We start from the raw sequence: 15,761 nt of genomic DNA, 5'->3' as shown, positions 1-15,761 counted from the left end.
GTTCATCGGGTGACCACCGAATCGAAGAACACGGGCCCGGTTCCGGGTGAGGGGCCCGCGGCGGACAACCTGTCGCGATCTGCGCAGGCTTCGGATTCGGCGGCCGATCGGGGGAACCTGAGGCCGTCGGACGCACCGGTCCTGGGGCCGCGGCCGGTCTATCGGCCGCACGTCGACAATCACACCGCACATGCCTTCCGCCGCCCGAGCGGGCAGAACGGGTCCTTCGCGCCGCGCTCGGCCGCCGCCGCGGTGGCCGGTGCCGCCACAGATGGCCCGCAGGTGACCAATCGCCCGCCGGACGCGGTGCTGGCCGAGGCGTTCGGCCGCCCGGCGGGTTCGGATGAACTGCTGCAGCGCGATCCGGAGGCGAACCGGGACAGCGCCGCGCCCGCCGCGCCGGCGGATCCGTGGCGCGATCCCGCGTCCGCCGCCCGGCTCGGCTCTCCGGCCGTGGCCACCCCGCGGCCGGAGCCGCTGCCGCCGGGCAGCAGGCTCAGCGCCCGCGATGTGCTGTTCGGCGGGCAGGCGTCGGGCCGCGCGCTGGCGACGCTGGCCGCCATCGCCCTGGTGATCGGTCTGGCGGGCGGCGCGGTCGGCGCGTTCACCTCCGACTCCACCTCGGCGCTGACCTCGCGCAAGGTCGAATTGCAGTCCGCGCCCGGCAATGACGAGCCGCACGGGCAGATCACCAAGGTCGTCGACGCGGTCATGCCGTCGGTGGTGACCGTGCGCGCCTGGGTCGGCGACAGCGGTTCCTCGGGATCGGGCGTCGTGATCAGCGGCGAGGGCTACATCGTCACCAACAACCACGTCGTGTCCCTGGCCGCCAACGACAAGAGCGGCAAGGCGCAGCTGCAGGTCGTGTTCTCCGACGGCACCCGCGTGCCGACCTCGATCGTGGGTCGCGACACCAAGTCCGATCTGGCGGTGCTCAAGGTCGACGTGAAGAACCTGTCGGTGATTCAGCTCGGCAATTCCGCGGACGTGCAGGTCGGTGACGACGTGCTCGCGCTGGGTTCGCCGCTGGGCCTGGAGAAGACGGTCACCTCGGGCATCGTGTCGGCACTGCATCGGCCGGTGAAGGTAGGCGGTGAGGGCACCGACACGAACGCCACCCTCGACGCGGTGCAGACCGACGCGGCCATCAACCACGGCAACTCCGGTGGCGCGCTGGTGGATATGCAGGGCCGGTTGATCGGCATCAATACCGCCATCAAGTCCGAGAGCGGCGGTTCGGTCGGCCTGGGTTTCGCGATCCCGGTGGATCAGGTGAAGCGGATCTCGCAGGCGCTCATCCAGACCGGCAAGGTGAATCATCCGAGGCTGGGCGTGAGCGCCAAGACCAAGATCGTCGCCAATGACGTGATGAGCGGTGCGGCCGTGGCCGACGTGCAGGCCGGCGGTCCCGCGGCCAAGGCGGGCATCGTCGAGGGCGACGTCATCGTCAAGGTCGGCGACCGCGATGTGACCGGTCCGGAGGAGCTGACCGTGGCCGTGCAGTCGCACGAGATCGGGCAGACGGTGAACGTGCGCCTGATCCGTGACGGGCGCGAGGTCGATGTTCCGGTCACCCTGGAATCGGACTGATGCGCGAAGTGGTTCAGCGCACGTGCGGCGGCGGGGCGCGCGCATTCGGGCACAGGTAGCCTGAACCCGTGTTCAGCAATGTCAGCTGGGGCGAGATGCTCGTGTTGCTCGTCGCCGCACTCGTGATTCTCGGCCCGGAGCGACTGCCCGGGGCCGTGCGCTGGACCACGAAGTCGCTGCGGCAGGTGCGCGATTACGCCACCGGCGCGACCGCGCAGTTGAAGCAGGAGCTCGGTCCGGAGTTCGACGAGATCCGCAAGCCGCTCGAGCAGCTCAACGAACTGCGCGGTATGAATCCGCGGTCGATGGTCACGAAACATCTTCTCGACGGCGATGATTCATTCTTGACCAAAGCGTTCGAGCCGCCGTCCTTCGAGAAACCGTCCAGCGCTCCGAGCAGCGGTTTCGGCGAGTACGGCATGCCGAAGCAGCAGAAACCGCTCGAACGCAACGAACGTCCGCCCCTCGATCCGGACGCCACCTGAGATCTCCCGCGTCAACCGGACTAGACACCGTTGGCTGTTCAGGTATCTAGACTGCGCACATGTCAGCCGACGAGGTGGCACGGGTGTTCGCGATCGAAGACAAGGTCGAGCGACTCAAAGCCGCCACCGACGGAGTGGCGGCGGCGCAGCAACAGATAAACGAGTTGACGCGCATACGCCGCGCCGTGATCCGCGAACTACACGCCGAGGGCTGGACGTTCGCCAGAATCGGTGCGGCCGCCGGACTTTCCCGCGCCCGCATCCATCAGGTCAGCACCCAGGGGCCGGTACCGGAAGGTCTGTTCTTCGGGCACGGGCCGCTCACCATCCTCACCCCGGACGTGCGCAGCAACACCCGCTCGCTCGCCCTGGTCGGGGCGCCCGACGCGGCCGCCCCGCACCGCCTGGTCGAGCTACTACGCGAGCTGGGGTTCACCGCCGCGGTGCAGCGCTTCCTGCCCGGCAGACCCCTGGATCTGGATCGTGACGGCCTGATCGTGCTCGGCGGGCCGGAGTTGTCGCCGAGCCTGCGCTACCTGGTGGCCGCCGACCCGCGCCTGCGCCGCACCGTGGCCCGCGCCGGGCGCATCCGCCGCGGCATCGAGGATCGCGCGGCCCGCCGCGTGTACCGCCCCGGCGGCACCGAACCGTACGACATCGCCTATCTGGCCCGCCTGCCCCGCCCCGACGGCAAGGGCACCGTCCTGGTGATAGACGGCCTGCATCCGCCCGCCTCCCTGGGCGCGATCCGCCTGCTGGCCACGCGCCTGGCCACCCTTCACGAACGCGCCGCCACCCACCCGTTCTCGGCCGTGGTCGGCGTGCGCTACGACCGCTCGACGGGCGAGCCGATCGAGGCCGATCTCCTGACCCCGATCTACCGCCACGATCGCTGAGCGGTCCGAGCCGGCACCGCAGGACCCGCGGAGGCCCCGATCGGCGAGTGAGAGCCGCGCGCTCGTCGGCGGCTCGGCGAAGCACGCGCACCGCTGTCGAGTCCGCCGCGTGCGCGAGCGTGTTCGCCCGAGCCGACCGGTCAGGCCGCGGCCGACTCCGGGCGCAGGGTGTTCATCGGCGGGCGATCCGCGAGGGAGACCTCGGTGGCCCGCGCGGTGAATTCGCCGTCCACGAGCGGGAACTGGGTGAGCGCGGCGCCCGAGTCCGAGACCCCGGCCCGGCCCAGCACGGTGCCCAGGATCTGCCGGCTCATCACGCCGAGTTCGGACAGCGGACGGTTGCGGTGCTGGCGCACACCGAGATTCACCTGTCCGATGGCGGCGAGCCCGAGCATGTCGTGGGTGTCCAGCAGCAGGCCGATCTCCACGCCGTAGCCGGGCGCGAACGGCACCGCGGTGAGCAGTTCGCGGGTGCCCGCGTACTCACCGCCCAAGGGCTGCAGCACATTCGAGAGCGCGGGGCGCAGCGCCGCGAGCAGCGGCCTGGCCACCAGTTCGGTGACGCGCCCGCCGCCGTTGTCATCGATGCTCGCGCCCTGGCGCAGCGGGCGGCGGTAGTACGCCTTGACCAGGTGCATGCCGTCGACGGTGAGCAGCGGCCCGAGCAGCTTGGGCACGAACATCGGGTCCGGGTCGATGAGGTCGGAGTCGACGAAGGCGATCAGGTCGCCGGTCGTCACCGCGAGCGAGCGCCAGAGCACCTCGCCCTTGCCCGGGACGGGATCGAGTTCGGGGACGGCCTGCTCGCGGGTGACGACGCGGGCTCCGGCGGCCGCTGCGCGTTCGGAGGTGGCGTCGGTGGAGCCGGAGTCCAGAACCACGAGTTCGTCCACGAGCGTGCCGAGCAGGGGCCGAATGCTGGCCACCACGGCGGCGACCGTCTCCTCCTCGTTCAGCGCGGGCAGCACCACCGAGACCGTGCGGTCGCCCTTGGCGGCCACCAGTTCGTCGACGGTCCAGCCGGGCTGGTCCCAGGTATTGCCGGCCGCCCAGTCGTCCGGCGCCGGCGGCGCGGGCATCGCGTGCTGCGTCTCGGCGGCGGTGTGCGCGTGGTGTGCGGTGTCCCGCTTCGCCCCGCTCACGCGAGTCCCCGCAGCGTTCTGGCGGGCGGGCGGTTGCCCTGGATCGCGGCGATCATGTCCACGACCCGCCGGGTTGCCCCGACCTCGTGCACTCGGAAGACGCGGGCGCCCGCCGCGGCGGACCATGCGGTCGCTGCCAATGTGCCCTCCAATCGCTCGGACAAGCCGACACCAAGAGTCTCTCCGATGAAATCCTTATTGCTCAGCGCCATCAAGACCGGCCACCCGGTATTCACAAGAACGTCCACGGCCCGCAACAATTCGAGCCCGTGATAGGTGTTCTTGCCGAAATCATGGGTCGGGTCGATGAGGATCGAGTCCTTGGCGACCCCCGCCGCCACCGCGTTCTCCGCCGCGGCGACCACGGTCTCGGTGACCTCGGCCACCACGTCGGCGTACCGCACCCGGTGCGGGCGGGTGCGCGGGATCGCGCCGCCGGTGTGGCTGCACACGATCCCCACGCCGAGTTCGGCGGCGACGCCGACCAGGTCCGGATCCGCCCCCGACCAGGTGTCGTTGATGAGGTTCGCGCCCTCGGCGACGGCCGCGCGGGCGACCTCGGCGCGCCAGGTGTCGACGCTGATCAGCAGGTCGGGATAGCGCTCGCGGATGGCGGCGACGAACGGCACGACGCGCCGCGCTTCCTCGGCGGCGTCGACGGTGCTGCCCGGCCCGGCCTTGACCCCGCCGATGTCGACGAGGTCCGCGCCCTCGGTGACCGCGCGCTCGACGGCGCCCATGGCGGCCTCGTCGGTGAACGTCGCGCCCCGGTCATAGAACGAGTCCGGCGTCCGGTTCACGATCGCCATCACCAGCGCCCGATCCGTCGCCACCGGCTTCCCGCACAATGTCGGCAACGGCGCACACATGGCCTCCAATGTACCGACCCCTGTGCCGCCTGATTTGTCTGGCTCTGCTCGACTCCACCGGCCGCGGGCCGGGTCCGCCCGCCCGGCGCGCTCAGTTGCCCGGCGCGCGCCCCGCGGCCACTTCCGCCGCGTAGTCCTCGTACGCCGGGACATAGCCGTCGGAGCGGCCGGCCAGGACGTACAGGGTGCTGTCGCCGTCGGGCGCGTAACCCTGTTTGCGCAGTTCGACCTTGCGACTCTTGAAGGTGGAGGTCTGTTCGAGTTCGGGCACCACGCGCAGGAACAGCGGGACGGCGTAGGCGGGGAGGCGGTCGTAGAGCGCCGCGGCCACGGCCCGGCCGTCCAGGGTCGCGCCCTCGGCGAGGGTCACCGCCGCCATGCCGGCCTTGCCGTCCGCGCCGGGGACGTCCACGCCGTACACCACGGCCTGGGTGATGGCCTCGATGCCGGTGAAGCCGCCCTCGACCTGCGTGGTGGCCACGTTCTCGCCCTTCCAGCGGAAGGTGTCGCCGAGCCGGTCCACGAACGCGATGTGGCCCCAGCGCTGATCGCGGACCAGGTCGCCGGTGTCGAACCAGCAGTCCCCCGTGGCGAATCCGTCACGCACCAGCTTGGATTCGGTGGCGGCGCCGTCGGTGTAGCCGTCGAACGGCGACCGGTCGGTGACCTTGGCCAGCAGCAGCCCGACGCCGCCCGCGCGTACGCGCCGTAGCTTTCCGTCGGTGCCGCGCAACGCTTTTCCGGTCGCCTCGTCGTATTCGACGATGGCGAAGGGCAGCGGGGTGAAGCCGGCGGTCTTGTCGATGCCGAAGGCGTTGATGAAGGCGACGTTGCCCTCGCTCGCACCGTAGAACTCCACGATTCGCTTGATGCCGAACCGTTTCCGGAATTCGTCCCAGATCTCCGGGCGCAGTCCGTTGCCGACCGCGAGCCGGACCCGATGCGCGCGATCGACGCTGCGGGCGGGCTGGTTGAGCAGGTACCGGCACAGTTCGCCGATGTAGATCACCGCGGTGGCGCGGGTCTCGATGACCTCGTCCCAGAAGCGCGAGGCCGAGAACTTGCGTCCCAGCGCGAAAGTCGAGCCGCCCGCGACGACCGCGGACAGCGCGACAGTGAGCGCGTTGTTGTGGTAGAGCGGCAGGCAGCAGTAGAGCGCGTCGTCCCCGCGCAGCCGGACGCCGAAGCCGCCGAGTCCGGCCATGCCCTTGGTCCAGCGCAGGTGGGTCATGACGCTGGCCTTGGGCAGGCCGGTGGTGCCGGAGGTGAAGATCAGATAGGCCCGCTCGCCCGCCGTGATCCGTTCGCACACAGCGGGATCGCGATCGTCGGCGGTGTGCGCGGCAGCGGCCAGCTCGTCCGACCACAGCACCCCGGGCCGCGGTTCGGCCAGGCTGTCCAGCACCTCGGCGCACTCCTCACCGACCACATCGAGTACCGAGTTCAGCAGCCCGAAACTGTGCTGCAGCACGTGATCTCGCTGATTGTGATTGAGCAGTCCCGCCGTGGCGCCGAGTTTCACGACGGCCAGGGTCGTGAACAGCGTCTCGGGCCGGTTCGTCATGAGCACGCCGACCACGTCGCCCCGGCGCACGCCCCGGGCGGTGAGCACGGCGGCGTACCGGTTCACCTCGGCATTGGCTTCGCCCCACAGGTATTCGCGGCCCTCGAAGCGCAGGAACGGCCGCTCCGGATGTTTGGCCGCGGCCCGCTGGAAGAACAATCCGATGGACGCCTCGGACGCCGAGTTCACCAGCATGTGCCGCGCGGTGCGCAGCATTCCGGGTGCCTCGAACGCCATACCCGGCAACCGCCGTGCCAGTTCCAGCAGCCCCACCGTCGATCGGACATCGGTACTCACGTGGCCCGCTCCTTCACCCGCGCAACTCGGTCGGTGTGCGCCGCGACACACCTCCGCGCCCACCCTACCGATGAGTAAGAAGTTGTCGAGGGCGCACGACACCACCCGCGCGAGAACGCGGCGGTCTGGCGCGATCGGTCAACCGGCCCGGTCCGCGTGAGCGGTGCGAGGCACGACCCCACCGACGACGCGAGCGCCCGGCCGAGCCGGCGGTGACAGGTACCGCGAGAACCGTTGGCGCACCGGCCGGCCCGTGGCCACCGGCAACCACGCGCCCGGAGTTCAGGGTTCGAGCGCGGTGAACGCCAGGTCGAAATCCGCGGTGACGGTGACGCGGTTGATCGCCTCGTCCCCGGCGAACCCCCGGGTGCGCAGTTCTTCCATCCAGGCGAACAATCCGGCGTAGTGACCGTCCGGATCCAGCACCACGACAGGCTTGTCGTGCATGCCGAGGTAGCCGCCGGTCCAGGTCTCGAAGAGCTCCTCGAGGGTCCCGATGCCGCCGGGCAGGGTGAGGAAGGCGTCGGCGCGTTCGTCCATCACCTGTTTGCGCTCGCGCATGGTGTCGGTGACGATCAGCTCGTCCGATTCCACGTCGGCCATCTCCCGGTGCACCAGGCGCTTGGGTATGACCCCGATCGTGCGCGCGCCGGCCGCGCGGGCGGCGGTGGCGACCGCGCCCATCATCGAGACGTGTCCGCCGCCGGAGACCAATTGCCAGCCGCGGCGGCCGATTTCGGCGCCCACCGCGCGCGCCAGTTCGAGCGCCGCGGCATCGGTGACGCTGGCCGAGCAGTAGACGCAGACGGCGTAGGACGACGCGGTCGACTCGGCGCCGGACTCAGCGTTCGAACTCATCGTCGGCCTCCTCCCCCTCGGCGTCGAGTTCGGCGCGCTCGCGCGCGGCCGCGGTCACGATGGCCACCACCTCGTCCACGCTGTCGGTGACGTGCAGCAGGCGCATGTCGCCGGGGGCGATCTTGGCCGAGCCGAGCAGCGAGTCCCGCAGCCAATCCACCAGTCCCGCCCAGTATTTGGTGCCGAACAGGATGATCGGGAACTGGTTGACCTTGCGGGTCTGCACCAGGGTGAGCGCTTCGAAGAGCTCGTCGAGGGTGCCGAAACCGCCGGGCAGGCAGACGAAGGCCTGCGAGTACTTCACGAACATGGTCTTGCGCGCGAAGAAGTACCGGAAGTTGATGCCGAGATCGACCCATTCGTTGAGGCCCTGCTCGAACGGCAGCTCGATGCCGAGTCCGATCGAGTAACCGCCCGCCTCCGACGCTCCGCGGTTGGCCGCCTCCATCGCGCCCGGCCCGCCGCCGGTGATCACCGCGAACCCGGCGCGCGCCAGCGCACCGCCGATGGCGACGCCCGCCTGATACTCCGCGGAATCGGCCGGGGTGCGCGCGGATCCGAAGACCGAGACCGCGCGCGGCACCTCCGCCAGCGCGCCGAAGCCCTCGACGAATTCGGCCTGGATGCGCAGCACGCGCCACGGGTCGGTGTGCACCCAGTCGCACGGTCCCCGCTCGTCCAGCAAATGCTGATCGGTGGTCCCGATGCCCTTCTTCCGGTCACGTCGCAGCATTATCGGCCCGCGATACCGCGGCGTCTTGGCACCCTCAGCAGACATGCGGCCAAGGTTATCCGGATGGGTCTCGGCGCGGATGCGCACGGCACTCCCGGGGGTCTACGACACGCCGATACGACCGCGCGTTCGCAGATCCGCCGCACGCGCGCGGGTGACGTGCGTGAGATCGCCTCCGACGGCGAGGCGGTGGCGTCGCCTCATCGCACGGATGTACGGGTCCCGGTCAGTCCTGCTCGCCCAGCAGGTAGCTGCGCAGCATGGACGCGACCTGCGTGATCTGCTCGACCGGCAGGTGCTCGTCGCGCTTGTGCGCGAGGTTCGGGTCACCGGGCCCGAAGTTGACCGCGGGCATCCCGCGGGCGGCGAAGCGCGAGACGTCGGTCCAGCCGTACTTGGCGCGCACGCCGCCGCTGCCGTGCGCGTGCACGATGTCGATGAGGTCCTTGGCGGCGGGCGCGGCCAGGCCGGGCAGGGCGCCGGGGGCGCCGTCGGTGCGCTCGAAGTCCAGGTCCAGGCCCGCGAAGACCTCGCGGACGTGCTCGGTGGCCTGGTCCAGGGTGCGGTCCGGGGCGAACCGGAAGTTGACGTCGACCTCGGCCACGTCGGGCACCACGTTGCCCGCGACGCCACCGGAGACGCGCACCGCGGACAGGCCCTCGCGGTAGACGCAGCCGTCGATCTCCACTTCGCGGGCGACGTAGGTGGAGAGCCGTTCGAGGATAGGCGCGAGGCGGTGAATGGCGTTGTCGCCCAGCCAGGCTCGCGCGGTGTGCGCGCGTACGCCGGAGGTGGTGAGCCGGACCCGCAGGGTGCCCTGGCAGCCGGCTTCGATCCAGCCGCCGGAGGGTTCGCCGAGAATGGCGAGGTCGCCCTCGAGCCATTCGGGCAGTTCGCGTTCGATCCTGCCGAGCCCGTTGAACTCGGCGGCGATCTCCTCGGCGTCGTAGAAGATCAGCGTCAGGTCGTGCACCGGCTCGGCGACGGTGGCCGCCAGGTGCAGGAAGACCGCGTCACCGGATTTCATGTCGACCGTGCCGCAGCCGTACAGCAGGCGCTGTCCGCCCGGGCCGAGTTCGAAGCGGCTGGGCACGTTGTCGGCGATGGGCACGGTGTCCAGGTGCCCGGCGAGGATGACCCGGGTCGGCAGCCCGCGCCGGGTGCGTGCGAGGACGGTGTTGCCGTGCCGCAGGATCTCGAACCCGGTGGTCTGTTCGCGCAGGGCCTTCTCGACGATGTCGGCGATGAGCGCCTCGTCCTTGGACACGCTCGGGATATCCACCAGAGCGGCGGTCAGGGCGATGGGGTCAGCGCTGAGATCGATGGTCACCCGCCCACCCTAAGCGAGCGTTATCGCCCGTTCTCTTCATCGCCACGGCCTTGGCACAAAAGGGCTGTGTCTGTTTTGTCTCACTGTTTCGGTGTCCGCGCAGCGGAGGAGGGTCGGACAAGCGAAATGCCGGCCGGTAACCTGAACAGCCGTGAGCACTCAGGGAGCACAAGCAGTCGGCCTCGCCACCATCACCGTCAACGGCACGGTACTCGACACCTGGTACCCGTACCCGGAGTTGGGCGAATTCGCCGAGACCGGTTCGGTCCGCCTGGATGCCTCCGATGTCGAGTACGCCAAGTTCGCCGATGTCGTCGGCCCCGACGAGGCCCGCCGGGTCGAGGTCGTGGTGGTGCGCACCACCATCGCCGATCTCGATGCCGCGCCCGTCGACACGCACGACGCGTTCCTGCGCCTGCACCTGCTCTCGCACCGCCTGGTCCGCCCGCACGGGCTGAGCCTGGACGGCATCTTCGGCCTGCTCGCGAACGTGGCCTGGACCAACCACGGCCCGTGCTCGCTCGAGGAGCTGGAGCTGACCCGCCTGAAGCTGCGCGCTCGCGGCCCGGTCACCGTGTACAGCGTGGACAAGTTCCCGCGTCTGGTGGACTACGTGGTCCCCTCGGGCGTGCGCATCGCCGACGCCGACCGGGTCCGCCTCGGCGCGCACCTGGCCTCGGGCACGACGGTCATGCACGAGGGCTTCGTGAACTTCAACGCCGGAACCCTCGGCAATTCCATGGTGGAGGGCCGCATCTCGGCCGGTGTCGTGGTCGGCGACGGCTCCGACGTCGGCGGCGGCGCGTCCATCATGGGCACCCTGTCCGGCGGCGGCAAGCAGGTCATCTCGCTCGGCGAGCGCTGCCTGCTCGGCGCGAACTCCGGTCTGGGCATCTCGCTCGGCGACGACTGCGTGGTCGAGGCCGGCCTGTACGTCACCGCGGGCACCAAGGTCACCCTGCCGGACGGCGCGGTCATCAAGGCCGCCGAGCTGAGCGGCAAGTCCAACCTGCTGTTCCGCCGCAATTCGGTCTCCGGCGCGGTCGAGGTGGTGGCCAAGAAGGGCACCGGCGTCGAGCTGAACGCGGCCCTGCACGCGAACGACTGATCCCGCGCGGCGAGAAGCCGTGCCGCACAACCACCCGCGCCCCTCGCGAATCGGATTCGCAAGGGGCGCGGTGTCGTTCGGCGCTCATCGGGGGAAATCCGGTCCCACGCTCGGCTACTCGATGCCGAAGGCGATGACCCGCTCGGGGGTGATGCGAATGAGTTCGCGGTTCGTCCCGCCGATGTAGGTGTCCACATCCCGCAGCGCCTGTGCCACGCCCCGGATCTCGAGGCACCGCACCGTCCACGGATTCACCGACGGCACGTCGTCCACCACGAACGACACCCGTTCCTCCTTGGCGAGATTGCGGAACTTCTGGGACGCGCCCATGTTGTATCCCGCGATGTCGATGGTGCCGAGGGCCTCGTTGTACCGGAATCCCACCGGGTTGTTCTGCGGCTGCCCGTCCGGGCGCACGGTGGCGAGGCGGCCGAGCCGCTGACCGGCGAGGTAGTCGAGCTGGGCGGGCGAGAACGTTGCGATCATGGATTCGACCGTAGAACCTCGAGTGCGGTCGAGGTCAAGGGCCGGGATCCCGCGTCGCTCCGGCCCCGCGAGAGTCGTGCGCTCACGCGAACTTTCCCGGATTCGCGGCGACGGCCCGCCGCAGGGTGGGCCGATCGGCCCGGTACGCGTCCACGACCGAGGCCAGCTCGTGCGGGCTCGCGCCGTGCATGATCACCGAGTGACAGCCGAGGTCGTATTCCCGGGAGATCTTGCGCACGCACTGTTCCGGGGTGCCGTAGGCGGCCGAGGCCAGCCACTCGTCGGGGATCAGGGCGTCGAACTGTTCGAGCACCTCGACCGAGGCGGAGGCGTCGATGGGCCCCGCGGCCGCGGCGTCCTGGAACAGCTGCGTGGCGCGAATTCGCTCCCACACCTGCGGATCCCAGCCGTTGGCGCTGATCAGGATGTCGGCGTACGCCTGCAGGTAGGTGACCAGCCGCCCGGTCCGGCGGCGCAGCTGATCCTCCGGGGTGAGGGCGTCGCTCGCGGTCGCCAGGCAGGACCAGATGCGGACGCTGTCCGGATCCTTGCCCGCGCGTTCGGCGCCGCGTCGCACGGCCGCGACGGACTTCGCGGTGGCCTCGTCGGAGAAGAAGGTGTGCAGGACGACGAAATCGCCTATCTCCCCGGCGAGTTCGAGGGTCTTGGGGCCGACCGCGACGAAGCCGATCGGCGGCGCCTCGTCGAGCCCGTTCTGGTGGTAGAGCACGGGCCACGCCCCGGCCGGACCGTCGTGGTTCAGGATCGTCTCGCCGTTCCAGAGCCTGCGCAGGATGCCCACGAAGTCGCGCAGGGCGGCCTCGGTGACCGCGGGCAGGCCGATCGCCTTCCAGTTCGCGGCCATTCCGCGCCCGAAGGCCATGGCGTACCGGCCCTCGGTCATGGCCTGCATGGTCGAGCCCATGGTCGCGGTCACCATCGGATGCCGGGTGTGGTGGTTGGTGGCGGCCGCGGCGATGCCGAGGTCGGTGGTGCACCCGGCCAGGCCGCCGGACAGCACGGCGGAGTCCTTGACGGTCATCCGCTCGCCGATCATGCACGACCCCAGGCCGAGTCGTTCCGCGTCGCGCGCCTCGGGCAGCAGGACCCGGGCGTCGGCAGGATGGCGGGTGATGCAGTAGTAGGCCAGTTCGTTCAGTTGATCGCTCACGAGAGTGGTTCTTCCCCGGTAGTTGTCGGACAGGGTGCGAGTCAGGCGCCGAGTTCGGCGAGCATCGCTTCGACGATGGCGCGGTGGTGCAGCAGCACCTCGATGTCGGCGGGGCGTTCCATCTCGCCGAAGTGGATCTGCCGCCCGCCGGCGCGCAGGAAGACCACGGCGTAGTTCAGGGCGGCGAACATCGTGTACCAGGTGAGGTCGGCGAGTTCGACGCCCGCGTGGCGCGCGTAGCTCGCGCGCACCGCGTCCTCGCGCAGGAAGTCGGGCATGCCCGGGAACCCGAAGTTGACGGCGATGCCGTGGAAGACGCGGTGCCCGAAGGTGATCCAGGCGACGTCGAGTTCGCGGGGGCCGATGGTCGCCATCTCCCAGTCCAGGACCGCGACGGGTTCGAAATCCCGGTACATGCAGTTGCCGAGGCGCGCGTCGCCCCAGGACAGCACGGTCTCGTAGGAGCCGGGGGCGGGCAGATTCTCCCCGAGCCACTTCAGGATTCGCTCCACCAGCGGTGCGGGGCCGGTGTCGCGTACGGAGAACTCGTACCACGCGCGGGCGCGGTTCAGGATGCGCTCGAGCACGTGGTCGCCGGCGTACGGCGGGTCCAGGAACGCGAAAGTCGTTGCCGCGTCCGGGATCGCGTGCAGTTTCACCAGGGTTTCGACGGTGCTCTCCTGCACCCGCCGCCGCTGTTCGGGATCGGCGTCGAAGAGCCAGTTGTCTCCGAAGGTGTACGGCATGACATCCGGCGGCACCGCGCCCTCGACGCGATCCATCAGCAGGAACGGCGAGCCGAGCACGGTGCCGGTCGGCTCGACGAAGCGCACCCGCGGCACCCGGACGTCGGTCGCGGCGGCGACGATGCGCATGACTTCGGCCTGGCCGGGCAGGTCGTAGTGCTCGTAGACGGGAAAGTCGCCGGGGGCGGGCGCGATTCGCGCGATCAACTCCGCCGTCCGGGTCGCACCGCCGTCGCGCCATTCGAGCGTGAGGGTCAGCGTCTCCGCCGACATGCCGTTGCTGTCGATGCCGGATCCGAGGGTGAGCACGGGGCCGGAATCCTCGGGTAGTTGCGTCGCCAGCCAGGCGGTGAGGCTGGGAATCAGGGCCGCGGTGTCGCGGCTGCTGCGCTGCAGGCGCATGCCCTGATCATCGGAAGACGGAGACATGGATCACTCCTGACGGGATCGCGAAAGCTGGAGGTAACAGTGGACCTCCCCTTCGCAATTGTCAACGAGGGTTCTCAAAGAATGGGCGTCACCCCAGGTAGAAGGCCATCCCATCGACCAGGCAGTGCCGGGCTTCGGCCAGTTCGGCGGCCGAGGACAGCTCGCGCTCGTTATTGATGCCGCGCATGGCCATTGGGATCAGCGCCTGCACCCGGTGCACCCGGGCGGGATCCAGGGGCAGGTCCGCGAGGAAGTATTCGAAGGCGCGCAGCCAGGCGTTCTCGTAGTCGGCCAGGGCGGCGACGGTCAGCGGAAACGTCTCGGCGCGCTCGCGAGCGCCGGTCGGCAGCCCGCCGCGCAGCGCCTCGACCGCCCGGCCGCCGGGGGTATCGAGGATCGCCCACATCGCGTCGACCATCTCCCACACCCGCTCGCGCACCGAACCCGTTGCCCGGGGCCAGGTCTCGGGACTGTTCGCCCCGGTGCGATCGGTCAGTTCGGCGAGCACGGCGGCCCAGAGTCCGTCGATGTCGCCGAACTGGTGCTTGAGCGTCCCCCAACTGACCCCGGCCGCCCGGGCGACCCGATTCGCCGACAGCGGCTCGCCGCCGCCCTGCGCCAGACAGTCGATGGCGATGTCGAGCAGGCGCTGGCGGGTCTCGCGCCCCTTGCGATTGAGCCGGGTGCCCGCCGCGGACTGCATGGTCGAACTCGCTTCGGTCATCCGATTTCCATTCCGCGCGCCCCGACGACTCGGTACCTCCGATGGTCGTTTCGACGATAGCGGCAGCTCCATCCCCTGCCGCAGGGGCGGTCGGTACCCATTACCTAGCGACGCTAGACAAGCTAGCAACCCAATGCTACCGTTGCTTCAACACCTAGCGACGCTAGGAATCGGGAGAGGGAATTCGAAATGCTCATCGTCACCGGACAACTGGTCGCCGTCGCCGCCGTTCTCGCCAATGCCGTCGTCTACGGCACCGACGTGTGCGGGGCCGTGATCACCCGGGCCGTCTACCGCAAGCTCGACGACGCGACCGTCACCCTGAGCGCCGGCTGGGGGCACTACTACGGGGATCGGCGCATGCCGATCGTCGGGGCCGGCGGCGTGATCGCCGCGGTCCTCACCCTGGTGATCGCCATCGCGGCCGGACAATCGGGGGCGGCGATCGCGGCCGGCAACGCGGTGGCCGCGCTGGCGCTCTGGCTCACCATCTACGTCCGGGTCGCCAAGCCGATCAACGCCCGGCAGACCGCCGCCGCGCTCAGCGGGGTCATCCCCGCCGATGCCCGTGCGCTGCAGGACCGTTGGGACAGCATGTTGAAGTACCGCGTCTCCCTGCAGTTCCTGGCCGTCGCCGGCCTCTGCGCCACCCTGATCCTGCTCTGACCTCGCACGCCTATCCCGTACCGCCCCTGCTGTTTTCGATCCGCCACCCCGCGCACCAAGGAGTAACCGTCATGACCTTCACCAGCAACGAGCAGCAGTTCCTCGCCGAGGCCGGCATCGGCCGCCTGGCCACGGTCGCCCCCGACGGCACCGTGCAGAACAATCCGACCGGCTACCGGGTCAACGCCGACGGCACCATCGACATCGGCGGGATGCGGATGCGCCCCAGCCGCAAGTACCGCAATGTCGAAGCGGGCAGCCGGGTTTCGTTCGTCATCGACCAGCAGGTGTCCTGGGAGCCCTACGTGATTCGCGGCATCGAGGTCCGCGGCACCGCCGAGGCCCTCGACGATCAGGAGCCGCCCTTCCCCCACCAGGAACGCGCGATCATCCGGATCCACCCCGACCGCGTGATCTCCTGGGGCATCGACGGCGGCTCCTTCGACTTCGCCCGCCGCGACGCCTGACGACCGACCGCCCCCGCTCGACCCGCTGACCGGCCGCTTCGATGCGCGCCGGTCAGCGGCGTATCCGGGCGAGCGCGGCGAGGATCGGGGCGCCCGCACCGACGGCCGCCGCACCGGTCGGGGAATCAGTGGCCCTGATCAGTCGTACGGTTCGCATTGCCGCGGCATGGGGTTGTCGGTGAGCGCGGGCAAGATGCCCG

Annotated in this window: 16 protein-coding genes; 6 read left to right on the top strand and 10 right to left on the bottom strand. The window is 70.1% G+C overall.

Annotated features, from left to right (window positions below; all coding sequences use genetic code 11):
- Positions 1–9: 9 nt before the first annotated feature.
- From ACWIGI_RS14170 to ACWIGI_RS14160, 3 genes are all read left to right on the top strand, one after another.
- Positions 10–1,590 carry a S1C family serine protease gene (locus ACWIGI_RS14170; RefSeq protein WP_454202792.1) on the top strand — a complete coding sequence of 527 codons (1,581 nt, stop codon included), beginning with the start codon at positions 10–12 and terminating at the stop codon, positions 1,588–1,590.
- A gap of 68 nt (positions 1,591–1,658) precedes the next feature.
- Positions 1,659–2,075 carry a Sec-independent protein translocase protein TatB gene (tatB, locus tag ACWIGI_RS14165; protein ID WP_454202791.1) on the top strand — a complete coding sequence of 139 codons (417 nt, stop codon included), beginning with the start codon at positions 1,659–1,661 and terminating at the stop codon, positions 2,073–2,075.
- Positions 2,076–2,134: 59 nt separating this feature from the next.
- Positions 2,135–2,971 carry a hypothetical protein gene (locus ACWIGI_RS14160; protein WP_354989517.1) on the top strand — a complete coding sequence of 279 codons (837 nt, stop codon included), beginning with the start codon at positions 2,135–2,137 and terminating at the stop codon, positions 2,969–2,971.
- A 140-nt stretch (positions 2,972–3,111) separates the two neighbouring features.
- On the opposite strand, the gene ACWIGI_RS14155 is transcribed toward ACWIGI_RS14160, so the two are convergent.
- The 6 genes from ACWIGI_RS14155 to dapE form a co-directional block, all read right to left on the bottom strand.
- Positions 3,112–4,050, bottom strand: a complete 939-nt coding sequence (locus tag ACWIGI_RS14155) for a glucosyl-3-phosphoglycerate synthase (RefSeq protein WP_454202857.1) — start codon at positions 4,048–4,050, stop codon at positions 3,112–3,114.
- Positions 4,051–4,109: 59 nt separating this feature from the next.
- Positions 4,110–4,982, bottom strand: a complete 873-nt coding sequence (gene folP / locus ACWIGI_RS14150; RefSeq protein ID WP_454202790.1) for a dihydropteroate synthase — start codon at positions 4,980–4,982, stop codon at positions 4,110–4,112.
- Positions 4,983–5,073: 91 nt separating this feature from the next.
- Complete coding sequence (locus ACWIGI_RS14145) at positions 5,074–6,843, bottom strand: long-chain-acyl-CoA synthetase (RefSeq protein ID WP_454202789.1); 1,770 nt, start codon at positions 6,841–6,843, stop codon at positions 5,074–5,076.
- Between the two features lie 282 nt (positions 6,844–7,125).
- Positions 7,126–7,701 (bottom strand): LOG family protein, encoded by a 576-nt coding sequence (locus tag ACWIGI_RS14140; protein ID WP_454202788.1) that lies wholly within the window; start codon positions 7,699–7,701, stop codon positions 7,126–7,128.
- Positions 7,685–8,479, bottom strand: a complete 795-nt coding sequence (locus ACWIGI_RS14135; protein ID WP_454202787.1) for an LOG family protein — start codon at positions 8,477–8,479, stop codon at positions 7,685–7,687. The genes ACWIGI_RS14140 and ACWIGI_RS14135 overlap by 17 nt, the downstream gene beginning before the upstream one ends.
- A 181-nt stretch (positions 8,480–8,660) precedes the next feature.
- Entirely contained in the window at positions 8,661–9,764 is a 1,104-nt protein-coding gene (gene dapE / locus ACWIGI_RS14130; protein ID WP_454202786.1) for a succinyl-diaminopimelate desuccinylase, read from the bottom strand.
- 151 nt (positions 9,765–9,915) lie between these two features.
- On the opposite strand from dapE, the gene dapD reads away from it, so the two are divergent.
- On the top strand, positions 9,916–10,872 hold the full coding sequence (gene dapD / locus ACWIGI_RS14125; RefSeq protein WP_454202785.1) for a 2,3,4,5-tetrahydropyridine-2,6-dicarboxylate N-succinyltransferase: 957 nt from the start codon (positions 9,916–9,918) through the stop codon (positions 10,870–10,872).
- A 114-nt stretch (positions 10,873–10,986) separates the two neighbouring features.
- Here dapD and ACWIGI_RS14120 read toward each other — a convergent pair whose 3' ends face one another.
- From ACWIGI_RS14120 to ACWIGI_RS14105, 4 genes are all read right to left on the bottom strand, one after another.
- Positions 10,987–11,358 carry a PPOX class F420-dependent oxidoreductase gene (locus tag ACWIGI_RS14120; protein ID WP_454202784.1) on the bottom strand — a complete coding sequence of 124 codons (372 nt, stop codon included), beginning with the start codon at positions 11,356–11,358 and terminating at the stop codon, positions 10,987–10,989.
- Positions 11,359–11,440: 82 nt separating this feature from the next.
- Positions 11,441–12,529: a TIGR03857 family LLM class F420-dependent oxidoreductase gene (locus ACWIGI_RS14115; protein ID WP_454202783.1), complete on the bottom strand. Its 1,089-nt coding sequence runs from the start codon at positions 12,527–12,529 to the stop codon at positions 11,441–11,443.
- A gap of 41 nt (positions 12,530–12,570) precedes the next feature.
- Complete coding sequence (locus ACWIGI_RS14110) at positions 12,571–13,704, bottom strand: phosphotransferase family protein (RefSeq protein WP_454202782.1); 1,134 nt, start codon at positions 13,702–13,704, stop codon at positions 12,571–12,573.
- Positions 13,705–13,792: 88 nt separating this feature from the next.
- Positions 13,793–14,428 (bottom strand): TetR/AcrR family transcriptional regulator, encoded by a 636-nt coding sequence (locus ACWIGI_RS14105; RefSeq protein ID WP_454202781.1) that lies wholly within the window; start codon positions 14,426–14,428, stop codon positions 13,793–13,795.
- A 189-nt stretch (positions 14,429–14,617) separates the two neighbouring features.
- Between ACWIGI_RS14105 and ACWIGI_RS14100 the strand changes: the two genes are divergently transcribed.
- Together ACWIGI_RS14100 and ACWIGI_RS14095 are read left to right on the top strand one after the other, a co-directional pair.
- On the top strand, positions 14,618–15,094 hold the full coding sequence (locus ACWIGI_RS14100; RefSeq protein WP_454202780.1) for a DUF1772 domain-containing protein: 477 nt from the start codon (positions 14,618–14,620) through the stop codon (positions 15,092–15,094).
- Positions 15,095–15,165: 71 nt separating this feature from the next.
- Positions 15,166–15,561, top strand: coding sequence for a PPOX class F420-dependent oxidoreductase (locus ACWIGI_RS14095; protein ID WP_454202779.1), 396 nt, complete (start codon positions 15,166–15,168; stop codon positions 15,559–15,561).
- The last annotated feature ends 200 nt before the right edge of the window (positions 15,562–15,761 follow it).

The organism is Nocardia sp. NPDC055321, assembly GCF_053645575.1.
This window is presented reverse-complemented; position numbering and strand designations above follow the sequence as displayed.